Source organism: Tissierella carlieri (assembly GCF_018917285.1).
GTDB classification, from domain to species: Bacteria; Bacillota; Clostridia; order Tissierellales; family Tissierellaceae; genus Tissierella; species Tissierella carlieri.
This window is the reverse complement of the sequence record NZ_JAHLOH010000057.1, coordinates 1-16,970: the sequence shown is the minus strand read 5'-3', so window position 1 is coordinate 16,970 and position 16,970 is coordinate 1. Positions and strand designations below refer to the sequence as shown.

Genomic DNA, 16,970 nt, shown 5'->3' with positions numbered 1-16,970 from the left:
GAAAAGAGATTTCAAAAAAGACTAAGATGCATGGCTCCTTTAGAATATCGAAACCATGCATCCAAATGTGCATAACATTTTAATTAAATTACCTGTCTACTTGACAAAGGTCAGTTCAATATATCGCTGGTTATTATTGCTTTATATATTTTTAAATCACTATCTCGCCTTAGCATACTCTATCCTCTCTATATTAAAGCATTCTAATCACATAATATAAAATTTATCGGCTCTTTTTTAGAACTTCTAAATATAGTACTCCAGTTATATCACTTTTTATTATAAATCACTATTTTCTTTACAATATCGCCAGTTAGGTTCATCACTTCAACTTTTGTAAATCCTGCCTTCTTAACATTATCCACTGTTCTTCTGTTAATATTTGCACCATAAAGATTCACAATAATCGGATTAAAGATATCCATAACTAGTCCCAATACATTTTTCTCACTTCGTACATGTTCTATCATAATTATTGTCCCATTAGGTTTACATACTCGCTTTATCTCTAATAAGCCCTTTATAGGGTCAGGAACAGAGCAAAATACACAAGTAGTAAATACCATATCGAAAGTATTATCAGGAAAATCTATATTTTGAACATCCATTTGAATTAATTCTACTTTCTTATTAAGTTTTCTTGTTTTCTCTCTTGCTTTTTCTAACATCTTATTACTAAAATCAATTGCCGTTATGTCGATATCATCAGGGTAATAGGGAATATTTTTACCTGTACCTACACCTACTTCAAGAACCTTACCTCTTAACTTTTTAGTAACTTCTAATCGCCATTTCTTTAATGACATAGTTTCCATAGGTTGTTCAAATATATCATAAATTTTTGACACTCTGTCGTATCTTTTTCTTATTCTTTCAGTTTCATTCATTATATTCTCTCCTAGCTACTAAAATTGGTAAAAATAATAACTATATTTTTACCAATTCATAAGAATTTTAAAATATAATTATTGTTTACTAGTATTTAACAATTAGATATTAATTACTTTTCAACAAGCTATAATATTCTTATCTTTGAAATCGATTCATCATATTTCCCATCATGGAGTTATGCATCTTAATCATTCCTTCTTTTCCGAAGGACTCCATCATTCTTGACATGCCTGCATAATCATTTTGATTCATTAAATCAATCATTTTCTTATAATCTTCATCTGATAGATTGTTCATAAATTCCTTCATTGCCTCATAGTTACCCTCTTCCATCCATTTAGCCATATCCTCGAAGCCATTTTCCTTCATGATTTCAATCATTTCTTCACTATTTCCACAATGATCAATATTCCATCTAACTGATGACTCCCCGCTTATGGCATCTGGTGCCAAATTACCTAATCTTACTGATTTTGTATCTTGAGCCAAAGCATATCCCCCTACAGAAACTACTGAAATAATTGCAATACCTACTAATATTAATACTCTATTTTTCATATTTTTCCTCCCTTAATTTAAGTCTTACAAAATAAATTTCTTTTGCTATAGTCATTATAAAAAAAGATTATGAAGAAAATATGAAGTTTAGAAAGAAGATTGATTTTATAAGTATACAAAATTCTCCCTTTTGTATGATATAAATAATATGCAGCTATATCAGTATCAGCATAATCGCAAGGGTACTTATTATTAATCTTAGTCTTTGATTTATAAATGCAACTTTCGTTTAAAGTACAATATGCTTTATTATCTTCAATTATATATCCTCCAAGTTTACTTTCTTTTTCCATATTTTTTGCCCTCCCTTGTAATATCAAAATTTATATTATTACATTTGTTTTTTTATTTTCAATATCCTTATAAAATAATTTCTAATAAAAACTAAACCATTTCATTTAATTATCTAACTATTATATTAATCCTTCATATCTTAATTCACTGTCAGTATCTAGATTCATTTGGTGAATTGAATTATATATACAAGTTTTTAAATATGCTACAGTATTTTTTATTTTTATCTCTTTACTAGCTTCTTTAAATTTATACAGAGCATGTTCTATTATGAAAAAATTTAACCTTTTAAAATCATTTCTTACTATTTCAGTAGGAATTATGTTTTCACCTATCTTTATCCTATTTTTACTTTCAGCGTCTAAAAATAACAATTTAATAGCATGAATTACTGCATCTTTATATCTCTCATCTATATAATCTACTTCACAATTATTAATAATTTCTTTATAATAATTTATTTGTTGAGATTGTATGTCTATATGTCCGTCTTTTTCATTTTCTTTATCCTCTATAGACTGATTGATTTGAAATCTCTGTAGAAATCTCTGGTATTGGTAAGGGCATTTTGCACTTTTGTCATTTCCCAATGTTTCTAGCTGATTTTCATTTTCTTCCTTAGTTAAAGCTTCCTCTTGTTCAGAGTTATTCACAGGTTCATTTTTCTCTCTATCTTCAGCTTCATTCTTTATATCTACCTCTTTCTCTTTATCTTTTTCATTTAATTTTTCTAACTCTTCATAATTAATAGTATACCAAAGTGTCCTATCCATTTTTAATTTATTAAAATTTCCAGTAATAAGAATATTCATCTTCCTTAGCTTAGCTAATGTTCTCTTTACAGTATCTACGCTCCAAAATGGAAACTCTTCTTGTCATTCCTCTATTGTATTATAGGTATATGATTTTGTTTTTCATTAATCTCTCCTATTTTCTCATCAATATCAAAAGATGAAGTTATATCTTCAATTATTTCCTCATCTTCTATTAACTCAATATTATTATCAACTTCCCTTAATTTTTTAACCTTTTCGTCTAAATACTCTCCGATCTCAATTAATTCTTGAATCTTATTTGCAACTTTATTCCAGCTTAATGTTTCTGTAAAACTTAGATCCTCCTCTTCATACCTTATCTCTATCACTTTCACATAGATTGTATTCCAATATAGATACCCACCATCTTCTAGACTTCTGCTTACACCACCAAGCCCATATTCCTTTTTTAACATTTCACTTCTATCTTTATTATCAAAATTATTTATGAAAAAAGTACTTACTCTTTCTTTTCCCCCTTCAAATCCTGTACTAGATAATAGGACCAATTTAATTATTTCTTCCTTTATATGTTTTTCAACCATAAAAAAAGAATCACCATCATGTTCTGATTGTAACTCTAATTTATCAAAAGGTATAAAGCTTATCTGACCTTGTAAACTATCTCCTTTAGCACTATTTCCTCTGCTTCCCTTCTTATCATATCTCTGTGACGATGGCTTTCGTATGTATCCATTGGGTTTGGTATTGGATCTTTCTCCAGTAATTGTTTCTCTAGTAGATTGAATTTCTCCTTCGCTTCCTTCTCCACGTGACGGCATATGTCCATTAGATCCCCGTTCATCATCAGCCAAGTGAAACGCTTCTCGTGGTTTTCCTTCAGATAGTTGTGAAATATCATCCCGTATTTTCCTAGCGGCATATTCTCCACCTCTATTTCAGGATACATTATTCCATCTTTCTCCTGGTATTCTAATTCTACTAATGGCTTCTTCATTTTTTTCTTCACTCCTTATATGTTTTATTATGTCTTGAACTTTTCTTTCTATCATTCTAAGTATTTCTTCAGATATACTACTAGCAGCATATCCTAACTCATATGTCATTCTATTTGTATTAAAATTAGATATATTTTCTAATGTATAAAGATTATCAAGTTCTGATAAATCTAGATTACATCTTAAATATACTATATATCTTATACTATCTTCTACAGTTTTTATATATTGATTATGCGTTGAATAATTATAACCAGGTAGGCTTTCTAATTCCTCTAGTGCATCTTCTAAATACATTTTATAATTACTTGCTAAAAGCTCTTTAATTTGTTTAGAGATTAATTTTTCTAAACTTACTTCTATTATACCCCATTTTTTAGATAAAGCAAACATTAGTTCTTGATGATTTTCACTATTTAACTTCCATATATTTAGTAGTGTGTAATCAAGACCGTTTGTATCTGATACATCAAATAAATATTCTAAAACTAAAGGAGATTTAGATTTATCAAATACTGCAATACTTCTTGTACCCTTATTTATATATCTTCCCACTCTCCTATTCCAAAATTCAATAGTTGCTACTGCTGTAGCATCTGGTTTTTAAGCGTAAATTAATATCTTATTGTCAAATTTATATTTATATATTCTCGAAGAAAGGTTAAGAAAATTTTTCCATTCATCTGCACTAGATGTTACTCGATTCATTATTTCCTTGCAAGTATTTTTTACCTCTTGCATTATGCCCAATGGAGATGGTGGATATTAAGATAAAATAAAAAGACCATAAACTTAATTGTTAAGCTTATGATCTTTCACTTTAATATAATTGCTACACAACAGAGTCGTTAGCCTACATCAAAAAAGCTTATTTGATCACTTTCAGGAAGTTCTTTTAAACAATCAAACTTTTTTAATGAGTCTATCGCAGCATTTCCAATCTTAGCACGTTTCCTTAAATCTTCTATGGAGCTGAAAGGTTCTTCCTGGGCTGCATTATATATACCTTCAGCAGCGACAGTTCCCATTCCAGGGATACTGTTTATAGGTGGTCTTAAATACTCTCCCTCAACCAGAAATTTTGTTGCATGAGATTTATATAAATCAATAGGCAGGAATTTAATTCCCCTTTCGTACATCTCCAAAACCAATTCCAAGTCATCGTACATGTCCTTATCCTTAGGAGCAGCATCATTACCCAACAATTCAATTTCCTTCATCTTTTCCTTAACCTTTTCTTTACCAAATATCATAAATTCTGCATCAAAGGCTTTTGCTCTAATTGAAAAATATGCTGCATAATACGCCTTAGGAATATAAACCTTAAACCATGCTATCCTGAAGGCCATCATTACATAGGCTGCAGCATGGGCCTTAGGGAACATATACTTTATCTTTTTACATGAATTAATATACCATTCCGGTACATCAAACTCCCTCATCAAATTCTCATACTCTGGCCATTTTGGATCTTTTAAAGCCTTTCCCTTACGAACTGTTTCCATTATCTTAAAGGCAGTATTTGGTGGTAAGCCTTTTTTAATAAGATAAACCATAATATCATCTCTAGTACATACGGCTTCACTTATACTGACAATTATTTCTGAATCAATTAAATCTTTAGCATTTCCCAGCCATACGTCGGTACCATGGGAAAGTCCAGATATACATATTAAATCCATAAAAGTTTTTGGCATTGTGTCTAAGAGCATTCCCCTTACAAATCTAGTACCAAATTCAGGAATACCAAATGTTCCTACTTTGGAATTTATCTGTTCTGGCGTTACTCCCAAAGCCTCCGTAGATGAAAATATGGACATGGTCTTTTTATCATCCATAGGTATCTTTTGTGGGTCTACTCCAGTAATATCTTGGAGCATTCTTATAACTGTCGGATCATCGTGCCCTAATATATCCAGTTTTAGTAAATTCTCATCAATAGAGTGATAATCAAAATGAGTTGTTATAATATCTGAATTTGGATCATCAGCAGGATGCTGAACTGGACAGAATTCAAAGATTTCTCGTCCCTTTGGCACAACTATTATTCCCCCTGGATGCTGACCTGTAGTTCTTTTAATACCTGTACAACCTTTTGAGATTCGAAGAATTTCTGCTTTATTTGCTGTTATGCTTTTTTCCTCAAAATATTTTTTTACATAGCCGAAGGCTGTTTTTTCTGCAATGGTACCTATAGTCCCTGCCTTAAAAGTTGTACCCTTTCCAAAGATAACTTCTGTATACCTATGAGCCTTTGCCTGATATTCTCCCGAGAAGTTTAAATCTATATCTGGCTCTTTATCCCCATTAAAACCTAAGAAGGTTTCAAAAGGTATATCTATTCCATCTTTAGTTAAATTTTCTCCGCAAACTGGACATAGCTTATCAGGTAAATCAAAGCCTAATTTATAGCCATAATCTGTAAAATCTGAATGCTTACATTTTGAACACCTATAATGAGGTGGTAGAGCATTTACTTCCGTTATACCAGTCATATACGCTACAATAGATGAGCCAACGGAGCCTCTAGATCCTACAAGGTAACCATCCTCATTGGATTTCCATACCAGCTTTTGTGCGATAATGTACATTACTGAGAATCCATTCTTTATAATGGAATCTAACTCCCTATCAAGCCTTTCTTGAACAATTTCAGGTAATGGATTTCCATAGAGCTCATGAGCCTTTCCATAAGTAATATCTCGAATAGTCTGCTCACATCCCTCTATATGTGGTGTGGCCTTTTCTGATGAAATGGGACTAATTTGTTCACACATATCAGAAATCATATTAGTATTTGTAACCACAACCTCATAAGCCTTTTCCCTTCCTAGGTATGAAAATTCCTTAAGCATTTCCTCTGTAGTCTTTAAATACAAAGGAGCTTGATTGTCTGCATCTTTATATCCTTGACCTGTTTCCAATATACGTCTATATATCTCATCCTCAGGATCTAAGAAGTGAACATCTCCAGTAGCAACTACAGGTTTATTTAATTTCTCTCCAAGACGTACAATCTTTCTATTGATTTCTTTTAAGCTTTCTATATTTTCCACTTGTTCATTTCTTATTAAATAATCATTATTTCCTAAAGGCTGAATTTCTAAATAGTCGTATTCCTTTGCGATTGATTCAATTTCCTCCTCGGGTTTTCCTAAAAGTATTGATTGGTAAACTTCCCCTTCGCTACATGCACTGCCAAGAATTAATCCCTCAGAATATTTTTTATAGAGGCTCTTTAAAATACGTGGTCTCTTATAAAAATAATCTAAATGAGAATAGGATACAAGCTTATATAAATTCTTTAAGCCAATATAATTCTTTGCAAGTATTATAGCATGATAAGTTTTAAGCTTTTTATATTCCTCCTTCTTAGATTCCTCACTAGAAGCATATCTATCTATATCCTCAAGGGTTTCGGCTCCCAGTTCCTTTAGCTTTTCAAGCATAATATTAAACACCTTTACAGTGGTATCCACATCGTCTAATGCCCTATGGGCAACTTCAACCTTTATACCAAGGTTTTTAGCTATTCTTCCCAATTTATAGCTTTTAAAATCAGGAAAGACTTCTCGAGCTAAGGATAAGGTATCTATATATGTAAAGTCAAATTCATATCCCAATACCTTTGCATTATGTCTTAAAAAATTTATATCAAAATCAGCGTTATGTGCAACTAACACACTACCGTTAATAAAGTCTAACATTTTAGGAAAAATCTTATCTATAGTTTCTGCATCTTTAACCATATCATCAGTTATATTGGTAACCTCCACAACCCTTTGTGGAATAGACTTTTCAGGATTTACGAATGTACTAAACTTATCTATTACCACTCCATCTTTTAGTTTCATAATTCCTATTTCAGTAATTTTTTCTGTTACTGCCGAAAAGCCTGTGGTCTCTAAATCAAGTACACAATATGTGGTATTAATGCTCTGTCCTTTAGGTTTTGTTACAGAGGGCTTTTTATCTGGTGCCAAGTAGGCTTCTACCCCATATATAACTTTCATATCTGGATTATCTCTTCCTAAAAGCTTATGTGCTTCAGGAAAGGCCTGCACCACTCCATGATCTGTTATGGCAATGGATTTCATCCCCCAACTCATGGCTCTATTAATTAAATCAGTGGCACTAGTCATAGCATCCATCTGACTCATTTGTGTATGCATATGAAGCTCTACCCTCTTCACCTCTGCGTTATCATCTCTTTTAGCCTTCTTTATTCCTTCTGTTTCTATTATAGTATTAGCAATAATCTCAACTTCGCCAGAAAAATTACTATAAGCTGCATTCCCAGAAAGTCTAACACCTTTGGCTTTTTTAATCTTATCTAATACCTCAATATCATCACCTTTTATAAAGGACTTACATGTTATGGAACTTGACCCATCATATAAATCAAAAGAAACTAAAATCTTCCCACTTCTTAGCTCCCTAGATTCTATATTAGATATTTCACCCTCTATAGCTACCTTACCTTCATATGGTGTAATGTCAGTGATCTTTGTTATAGCTTCTTTAATTTTAGAACTTCTACCTAATATTAGGAATGGATCATTCTTTTTACCATTAGTTTCTACTTTCATTTCCTGTTTCTTTACAGTTTCTTTAGAAAATTTAAAATCATTGTTACTTTGTGTAATCTTAGCCTCTTTTTGAATTAGCATAATCTCATTTGAATATACATCTTCTTGCAGCTTTTTGAACTCTTCATTGCATACTTTATCAACAAAATTTATTTCATATTCTGTTCCGTAAAGTTTTTTTATAGTATTTCTGATTTTTCTATTATAACCCATGGATCTTAAAACATTTGATGCTGGAATTTTAAAATTTAAATTAATGGTATTTTCAAATACTTCAAATTCACAATTGTTTTTAACTGCATTTAATACAGGATATTTATCTGACATAGCAAATATAATGTCTCTTAATTCCTCTTCTATAGGTATTTTATCAATTTCCTCAGCATACTCTACAATAATTTTAGAATCATTTAATGAAAATCTTTCCTTTATAAAATCATTAAGTCCCTCGATTTCTCTAATTTCAATATATTTATCGGTTCTAATTTTCATTTCCAATGTCTTATCATCTTTTCTTAAGACTACTCCTTCTACTATTGCAGTATTTATATTGCCCTTTGTCTCATAATCATTGAAAATCTCATTTATTCTTTTCATTTTATTCCCTGACCTTCTTATAAATATTTCAACATTATACTATTATACAAGATATGCTTATAATTTTAAAGTTAGGATGATTAATAATTGCTATACCATTAATAATATTCTCTATTTATCTTTGGCTCTATTCCTATCTTTTTTCCCTTGTTAACTACTTTTTCAAGATGGCAAAAACCTCCCAAGTATGACTATCTTATGAATAAGTTTTAGTAAAGATAATCTATTTATCATTTCCTTTATTCCTTATTATTTCAATTAGTATTTTATAATTCTTAGTTTGGATCTTATCTTTATGGAGTACAATGTGATTTACACTTGCTAATTCTAAATCATTTACTTTTACTTCAAGAATCTCTCCATTGATAAGTTCTCTTTCCACTAATATTTTGGGAAGTACACTTATTCCTAAATTTTGTTTTACTGCATAAATTAAAGCTTGTGAATTTACACTGGTCCACTCTGGGTTTACAGTTATGTTATGTAATAATAATGCACTGTCAAAAACGTCACGAATAGCACTGCCTTTTTCTCTCAGTAATAACCTTTCTTTTATTAATGAATTAACATCTATCGATTTTTCTAGAGCAAATTTATGTTGAGGTGAACAAATTACTGCCGACTCATAATTTGAAAATGGAATTTTTATTAATTCTTCCTTATAAATAACCCCCTCAATCAATCCTAAATCAATTTCATTATTAAGCAGCATATTTTCGATATTTCTAGCATTATCAATTATAACCTTTGTGGAAGTATTCTTGCAAACCGCTTCGAAATTTGCTATTACCTTAGGTAAGATAAAGCTCGCAATAGTTATGCTTGACCCAATCTTGATAGTTGCATTATCCTCTAATTCTTTAGAGTTTTGTTCCAAATCATCGTACAAATCTAAAAGCCTTATTACCTTTGCTAAAAATAATTTACCTGTTTCATTTAGATAAAGTCTTCTAGAAATTCTATCAAATAGACAAATGCCTAAGTAGGATTCTAGTTCATTGATTGCATGAGAAACTGCCGGCTGCGTCATAAACAACTTTTCAGATGCCTTTGTAATACTCTCTTCTTCGCATACAGCTTTAAATATACGCAAATGTCTCAAATTCATATAAATCCCTCTCATTATTAATTAGTTATGTTTATCATAATATTATACTATTTTACTTATGATATTTCCATAGGATATAATATAGAAGGTCTATAATTTATATATAAAGGAGAATTTTATTATTATGAAATCTAATAAGCTAAAACTTTATTTTTCATTATTTAAAATAATGTTTTCTATAAGTGCATTTACCTTTGGAGGTGGATATGTTGTTATACCTATGATACAGAAATACTTCGTAAATAAATTAAAATTAATTAATGAACAGGAGCTATTAGATATGGCAGCCATTTCCCAATCAACACCTGGTGCAATTGCAGTTAATATTTCTGTATTAGTAGGTTATCGTATTGCTGGAATTATAGGTGCAATCATCTGTTGTATCGGAGCAGTTCTACCCCCTTTACTTATTTTATCTGTTATCTCTTCTTGTTATAACATATTTCGAGATAATATAATTATTTCTTCTATCCTAAAAGGAATGGAGGCAGGTGTTGCCGCTACTATCGTGGATTTACTCATTGATATGAGTAAAGGAATTTTAGATGAAAAAAATTGGTTGTTAACATTAATCGTCCCTGCTTCATTTTTTGCTAGCTTCTTTTTAAATATTAATGTTATTTTAATTATTATTTTCTGTTCATTTCTATGTTTTATACAGACTTATTTGAAAACCAAAAAAGGAGGGGCGAGATATGACTAAAAATATAGTTATTTTGTTAGTTAGTTTTTTACAGATTGGTCTATTCAGTATCGGTGGAGGTTATGCTACAATACCATTAATACAGGAACAAGTAGTTGACTTGCATCATTGGCTTACTTTGAAAGAATTCACTGATATTATTACAATCTCCCAAATGACACCTGGTCCCTTAGCAGTTAATGCTTCAACTTTTGTAGGAATGCGTATTGCAGGTATATTTGGAGCTATAGTAGCTACCTTAGGATGTATTATATCTGGGTTTATTCTTTCTATTATCTTATACAAGTTCTTCAAGAAACATAAAGATATAGATATCATTTCCAGTATATTGAAAGGACTACGTTCAATTTCTGTTGGACTTATTATTGCCTCTACATCTACCATCCTTTTAATTACCTTTTGGGGCTCCCAATGGCCTGATGTTAAAGTGCTTAATTTTAATATTACTGCTATCTTTGTATTCATTATTTCTTTATTTTTACTAAGAAAGTATAAAATAAATCCAATCTCTATTATTATTCTAACAGGTATTATAGGTTTATTTCTTTATCAATGATATTTTAGAAACCATAATTTAGATAAATTTAAATATAGGAATCAGAATACCACCAATAACATATTCTATAATCTTTTTATACCTTATATTTATATATCTTTTAGTATAGATTAAAGGATGTCTATAACATAACAATCTATTAGACATCCTTTCTTTATTCTGTATAAAAGTATTTTTTATTCTCCGCTTTCAATAAAAATTATTTGTTAATAAAATTATAAGTTTGAACTTTGTTACTGTATTTATAGTTCTATAATATCAGTAGCTACTTTATCTATAAACCTTTTATCGTGCTCCACTAAAATCATAGTTGGGGAATATTCTAAAATCATATTCTCAATTTGAATTCTTGAAATTACATCAATATAATTAAGTGGCTCATCCCAAATAAATAAATTTGCTTCTTCACACATGGATTTAGCTAAAAATATTTTCTTCTTTTGTCCCATACTTAAATTTTCAATAGGAATTTCAAATTGACCTCGTGAAAATCCCAACTTTCTCAACATAGTTAAAAATTTTGTTTTATCTAATTTTTCTTCATGAACAAGCTCATCTATATTTCCACTAATAAAAGAAAATCTCTGTGGAACATAAGAAATAGTAATCCCCTTAGAAATCTCAAGCTTACCTTTCCAAGGAACTTCCTCTCCTAATATTGCCTTTATTATGCTACTTTTACCTGTTCCATTATCACCCCGAAATACAATACAGTCTCCGCTTTCTATTGTAAATTCTATAGGCTTAAAAATATTGTTATTCTCATACGCAATTGTAAAATCTTCTGCTCTTATATAGTATTTCGCATGATGTTCAATTACATTCATTTGTAAAGGCTCTATAGTTTCTATATTTTTTAGTAGTTTATTTTTTTCTTCTATAGCTTTCTCATATCTTTTTTCTATAGTTTTGGAACGCTTCATCATCTTTGCTGCCATATGACCTATATAACCTCTATCACAAGGTCCATCTCCAATTTTAGTATCCTCAACTTTATCTGACCAAATAGCCTTTTCCCTTGCTGATTGTTTTAATCTCCTAATTTCTTTTCTTAATTTCTGATTTTGTTCTAGCTCATATTGATCTTCTAAATTCTTATTTTTCTCCCAAGTATCATAGGTTCCTTTCTGAAGAACGATCTTACTCTTCTCTATTGTTAGTATATGATCTACTATATTATTAATGAAATCCCTATCGTGAGATACCAGTATAAATCCCTTCTTCTTCTGCAAATATTTTGCTACTACTTCTCTACCATGAGTATCTAAATGATTGGTAGGCTCATCTATTAATAAAAACCTTTCTTCCTCTGCAAATAGTAAGGCCAATAATATTTTTGTTTGTTCACCTCCACTTAATGTGGAAAATGAACGATAAAGAGTATCTTCATCTACTTCCAATAAATTCATTTCTCTTTGCAATTTCCATAATTCCAAATCTGGTTGCAAAGCATCTAATAATTCTAAAGTCATAAGATCATACTCTTCAATAGAAAAAGGAAAATAAAACATTGGAATTGGTTTAATAATTAATCCTTCATAAGAATATTTATCCATCAAAAGTTTTAAAAAAGTTGTTTTACCATATCCATTTCTACCTATAAAACCTAATTTCCATTCTGTATCTAATTGTAAATTTAGGTCTTTAAAAATAGGTTCTACACTTCCTGGGTACTCAAATGTTAAGTTACGAATATCAATTAACGCCATTTTAAATTCTCCCTTCATAATCAAATTATTAGCGAGAATCTGCAATCAAAAAAGTTGAGAGCAGGAAACTCTCAACTTAAAATACAAAAATAATCTTCTAATTATCATTAATGATAAAGTTAATGCAACATATTGAATGAGATTTCTCGCTAAATCTGCACAACAAAACTTGCCTCTGCTCAAAGCAAAGATAATAGTTGTACTTATTTAATTCATTATTTAGCAAGAAATGTAATCATCGATGCACCCCTTTCATTCTATTATTGATATAGTACCATATTAATATTCCATTGTCTAGAGATAATACTATTAATGACGTATTTCCATATGTATTATGTTTTCTAGATTAAATACTTAATCAATAGATTTGTTGTATTTATTATAGACTTAATATGAGTTCTTTCATAATGATGTGATGCATCTACAGCTGGTCCTAAAGCAGCAAAAATTGCATCTTTCCCCTGTAACATACATTGGCTGGCATCGGAACTATAAAAATTATACACATCAACAACATAATCTATATTATTTTCTTCCGCTATGTCTACAAGTCTATTTCTGAATTCATAATCATATGGACTTTTTTTATCTTTTGCTGCAATACTTACACTGAACTCATTAGATTCTTGCCCTTCACCTACTATTCCCACATCTATTGCTATCATTTCCTTTGTCTTTTCTGGAATAAAAGAAACTCCATGACCTGCCTCTTCATAATTACTAATGTAAAAATATGTAGTATGCTTTGGTATTAAAGAGTTTTCTTTGAAGTATCTGCATATTTCTAATACTATAGCTACTGCTAACTTATTATCTAAATATCTTGATTTTACAAATCCAGATTCTGTTATTTCAGTTCTAGTATCCATAGCAATATAATCCCCTACTCTAATGCCTAAGTCTAGTACATCTTTCTTTGACCTCACTATTTCGTCTATTCTAACAAACATATTAGTTTGATCTCTAACTACACTTGCTTTCTCTTGTCCATATATATGCGTAGAGGCCATCTTTGGAATTATAGATCCTCGAATCTTTTTACCTTTTCTTGTTATTATATGACAATTTTCTCCCTCCACCGCAGACCAGCTACCACCACCAATTCTAGTATACCTTAACTTACCATCATTAGTTATTTCCTTGACCATTCCACCTAAGGTATCCATATGGGCCGATATCAACACATGATCATTATCATTCTGTCCCTTTAAAGTTGCGATTAAAGCTCCTGTATTAGTCATTTTAGTACTTAATCCTAATTCTTCCAAATCCTTCTGAATTTCTAATATAGCTTCCTTTGTATTCCCAGTTGGACTAGGTATATCCAAATATTTTTTCATACTACCTAAAATCTTTTGTACATCAATACTCAATTTAATTCCTCCTCCAATCATAAAGCTAATGCTAACAATTTATGTTAAAAATCTACTTATATCTATTATAGATGGAAAATAATGTGAAGTAAATAGCTGGGAGAATTGATATATCATTGTAAATCAATAACCTTATTACAATATGGAAGATGCATCTTATCGTGAGATATAATGAAAGTAATCTTGTCCTCATTTATTGACATGATAGTCTTATAAATTTCTCCTGCTGTTTCCTTATCAATATTGCTAGTTATTTCATCCAAAACAAATACATCAGCCTCATTAAAAATTACTCTACTTAATGCAATCTTCTGCTTCTCTCCACCAGAAAGATTTGCTCCATTTTCTTCAATTACTGTATCTAATGATTTATTAGATAAAATTGACTGTAAAATTGGAAGTTTTATTAATTGGTTAATTTCTTTATCATTATAAGCTCTCCCTAAGAATAAATTATCTCTTAATGTACCTGTCACTATTGGAACTTCCTGAGACATATAGACTAATTGCTTTCTTAAACTCTCATTACTAATATCTCTAATATCTATACTATTAATAAGAACAGTATCAGTTACTCTAAATTTGGGTAATAGTTTCATCAAAGTTGACTTTCCTGTACCTGAATCTCCATTTACTGATACAATATCCCCTTTTTCAAAAATACCTTGAATATTTGATTTTAGGGTTTGATTTCCTATAGACAAGTTCTTAATATTAAATTCTATCTTCTCTATTGAAGATATTATTTTTGTACCACTATTTTCTTGATTTTCATCTAAATATTCTATAAATCGAGAGCTTTCCTTTAAATCTCTTGAAGCTAAATTAGCATTAGTTATTCCATTTATTACATTAAAATACAATGGTAATATAATGCTAAATAAGACAATAGACAGCGGACTCTCACCATTAACAATTACTCCATAAGCTAACAAAAGAATCATTAAATTTTTCATCAGCTCATTAAAAGAACATAGAGTAGCACTTATCCCTTGAGCGAAACTATTGACTTTTGCAATAGAGCTGTAAATTCTTGTAAAAGGTTCCTTCATTGTTTCTAGCAAGGCATCCTTTGTAGCTAGTTGTTTTATATAATCTGTTTCCTTGCATAAATTTAATATATCTTTCCAGCCACTAGAAGTTTCTTCTTGCATAACCTTTGATCTCTTCTGCAATTCTTTATTCAATGATCTGTAGCCAAAATAATTAATAGGCAATAGTCCCAGAAGAATAACTGCTAACAGCTGATTGAAAGTAAGTACTAGGACAATAATTGCACAGACAATAATTACATTTACTACCATCTGCACAAATCCATCTGTTAAATAGATATATAAACTATTGACACTAATAGCTATTCTTTCTAGATAATATGTTGGCCCTTTTGTATTAATATCATCATAAGTTAAACCGAAAAATTTCTTAGTTAAACTAGTAGCTTGATGGATATTAAAATTTAATGCAAATTTTTCTCTTAAATAAATCAATATAATTTGGATAATATAAGAAAATACTAATAATATTGCTATGCTCCCTACTTGCCTAATCCCTATATTTATATCTTGATTAATCCATTGATTCAAAAGTATAGGAGTCATCATTATAGCTGTAGAATTTAAGAGTATCAATGACAGTAATAATATAAGAAATGACTTGTGTTGCTTTACTAAATTCATCTTATCCCTCCTAGCATCAACTTGTTTAAGTTAGCAATGAGATTTTCTATTCCAGGATAATATAATTCGTAGGTTACTTTAGCTGTTTCTTCAGTATTTACACAAGTAGAAATAATTCCTGCTAAAACTAGTACCTTTAAATGGTGAGCTATTGTTGGTATTGTTAAGTTTAATAGTGAAGATAATTCAGATGCAGTCTTAGGTTCTTCTATAATTGATTCTACTATTTTAAGCCTTGTATCATCTCCTAATGCTTTAAACTTTTCTAGGCTCGACTTGTGACTATACATGAAGATATCATTTTTTATATTATATTCATGTCCTATTATCAACAAAACACCACGATTTTGTTGATAATGCAATTTCATAGAGTCTTTATCTATTAGACTTACATATGGAATAACCTTTACTTCCGATTGAAAACGAAGATTTACTAATTGATTCATATATTTAGGATTTTTCAATTGCTCTAATATGTTCTTTTCATTATTATGGTAGTTAACCTTCTCTTCATGGTAAATTCTTTTTACCTCCTCTTTTGCTTCTTCTATGGATTCAATTAATTCTTGTTTTTCTTCATCACTCAAATAAAGAAAGTAAATAAACCTTGCCTTATCCTCTTGTTCTATGTCTAGATTTAAAATTCCAGCTAAGATATCTCCTTCTGCTTGTATATAACATTCTTCTAAATACTTCTTTCTTTTTTCACTCGAAAAATCTAATTCAATTTCATTAATCCATAGCCACATAATATAGCGTCTTATAATGCTCATAGCTTTATCTCTTTGATTAAAAAACGGGGAACTATTCTTATGATTTTGTTCAATCCAAGAAATAGCTTCATAAATCAATTTCATTTTCAACACCTCATTTTACTATGATATATATAATAGTAAATCTTTTTTAGTATGATGTCAATATTAGTCATTTCGCTTTTCATAAAATTTCCAAATTTTATTATTCAATAATATCAAAATACTAAAATAGTTTAAATTAAAATAAAAAAGCACCTATATATTAAACTGATGTGACCCCAATAAGTTAGACTTTGTAGCGTAGTAGTTTTGTGAACTGCTACGCTATTTTTTATGCAGCCGAAAGGCTAAGTCTGTATTCTACAGGACTCATCCATCCAAGCTTCT

15 protein-coding genes are annotated in these 16,970 nt (G+C 30.0%); 2 read left to right on the top strand and 13 right to left on the bottom strand.

The window, feature by feature from the left end; all coding sequences use genetic code 11:
* Positions 1-269: 269 nt before the first annotated feature.
* The 9 genes from KQI38_RS21480 to KQI38_RS21440 form a co-directional block, all read right to left on the bottom strand.
* A complete protein-coding gene (locus tag KQI38_RS21480; protein WP_246565975.1) occupies positions 270-887 on the bottom strand; it encodes a class I SAM-dependent methyltransferase in 618 nt (205 codons plus the stop codon).
* Positions 888-1,026: 139 nt separating this feature from the next.
* Positions 1,027-1,449, bottom strand: coding sequence for a hypothetical protein (locus tag KQI38_RS21475; protein WP_216563108.1), 423 nt, complete (start codon positions 1,447-1,449; stop codon positions 1,027-1,029).
* A gap of 17 nt (positions 1,450-1,466) precedes the next feature.
* Positions 1,467-1,742, bottom strand: coding sequence for a hypothetical protein (locus KQI38_RS21470; protein ID WP_216563107.1), 276 nt, complete (start codon positions 1,740-1,742; stop codon positions 1,467-1,469).
* Positions 1,743-1,862: 120 nt separating this feature from the next.
* On the bottom strand, positions 1,863-2,555 hold the full coding sequence (locus tag KQI38_RS21465; protein ID WP_216563106.1) for a hypothetical protein: 693 nt from the start codon (positions 2,553-2,555) through the stop codon (positions 1,863-1,865).
* A 71-nt stretch (positions 2,556-2,626) separates the two neighbouring features.
* On the bottom strand, positions 2,627-3,103 hold the full coding sequence (locus KQI38_RS22925; RefSeq protein WP_216563105.1) for a hypothetical protein: 477 nt from the start codon (positions 3,101-3,103) through the stop codon (positions 2,627-2,629).
* Positions 3,104-3,162: 59 nt separating this feature from the next.
* On the bottom strand, positions 3,163-3,441 hold the full coding sequence (locus KQI38_RS22920) for a TnpV protein (protein WP_420857142.1): 279 nt from the start codon (positions 3,439-3,441) through the stop codon (positions 3,163-3,165).
* A 16-nt stretch (positions 3,442-3,457) separates the two neighbouring features.
* A complete protein-coding gene (locus KQI38_RS21450) occupies positions 3,458-4,072 on the bottom strand; it encodes a hypothetical protein (RefSeq protein ID WP_216563103.1) in 615 nt (204 codons plus the stop codon).
* Between the two features lie 293 nt (positions 4,073-4,365).
* Positions 4,366-8,703: a DNA polymerase III subunit alpha gene (polC, locus tag KQI38_RS21445; RefSeq protein WP_216563102.1), complete on the bottom strand. Its 4,338-nt coding sequence runs from the start codon at positions 8,701-8,703 to the stop codon at positions 4,366-4,368.
* Positions 8,704-8,926: 223 nt separating this feature from the next.
* On the bottom strand, positions 8,927-9,811 hold the full coding sequence (locus tag KQI38_RS21440; protein ID WP_246565973.1) for a LysR family transcriptional regulator: 885 nt from the start codon (positions 9,809-9,811) through the stop codon (positions 8,927-8,929).
* A gap of 124 nt (positions 9,812-9,935) precedes the next feature.
* On the opposite strand from KQI38_RS21440, the gene KQI38_RS21435 reads away from it, so the two are divergent.
* Positions 9,936-10,514, top strand: a complete 579-nt coding sequence (locus tag KQI38_RS21435) for a chromate transporter (protein WP_216563100.1) — start codon at positions 9,936-9,938, stop codon at positions 10,512-10,514.
* The gene (locus tag KQI38_RS21430) at positions 10,507-11,070 is read left to right on the top strand and encodes a chromate transporter (RefSeq protein ID WP_216563099.1); all 564 of its coding nucleotides are present in this window, start codon (positions 10,507-10,509) and stop codon (positions 11,068-11,070) included. The genes KQI38_RS21435 and KQI38_RS21430 overlap by 8 nt, the downstream gene beginning before the upstream one ends.
* Before the next feature lie 242 nt (positions 11,071-11,312).
* Here KQI38_RS21430 and abc-f read toward each other — a convergent pair whose 3' ends face one another.
* The 4 genes from abc-f to KQI38_RS21410 all read right to left on the bottom strand — a co-directional run bounded on the left by abc-f (position 11,313) and on the right by KQI38_RS21410 (position 16,685).
* Complete coding sequence (gene abc-f / locus KQI38_RS21425) at positions 11,313-12,779, bottom strand: ribosomal protection-like ABC-F family protein (RefSeq protein WP_216563098.1); 1,467 nt, start codon at positions 12,777-12,779, stop codon at positions 11,313-11,315.
* A gap of 341 nt (positions 12,780-13,120) precedes the next feature.
* Positions 13,121-14,152 carry a M42 family metallopeptidase gene (locus KQI38_RS21420; protein ID WP_246565972.1) on the bottom strand — a complete coding sequence of 344 codons (1,032 nt, stop codon included), beginning with the start codon at positions 14,150-14,152 and terminating at the stop codon, positions 13,121-13,123.
* A gap of 113 nt (positions 14,153-14,265) precedes the next feature.
* Positions 14,266-15,828 (bottom strand): ATP-binding cassette domain-containing protein, encoded by a 1,563-nt coding sequence (locus tag KQI38_RS21415; RefSeq protein WP_216563097.1) that lies wholly within the window; start codon positions 15,826-15,828, stop codon positions 14,266-14,268.
* On the bottom strand, positions 15,825-16,685 hold the full coding sequence (locus tag KQI38_RS21410) for an ArsR/SmtB family transcription factor (protein ID WP_216563096.1): 861 nt from the start codon (positions 16,683-16,685) through the stop codon (positions 15,825-15,827). Before KQI38_RS21410 ends, KQI38_RS21415 begins: the two co-directional genes overlap by 4 nt.
* Between the last annotated feature and the right edge of the window lie 285 nt (positions 16,686-16,970).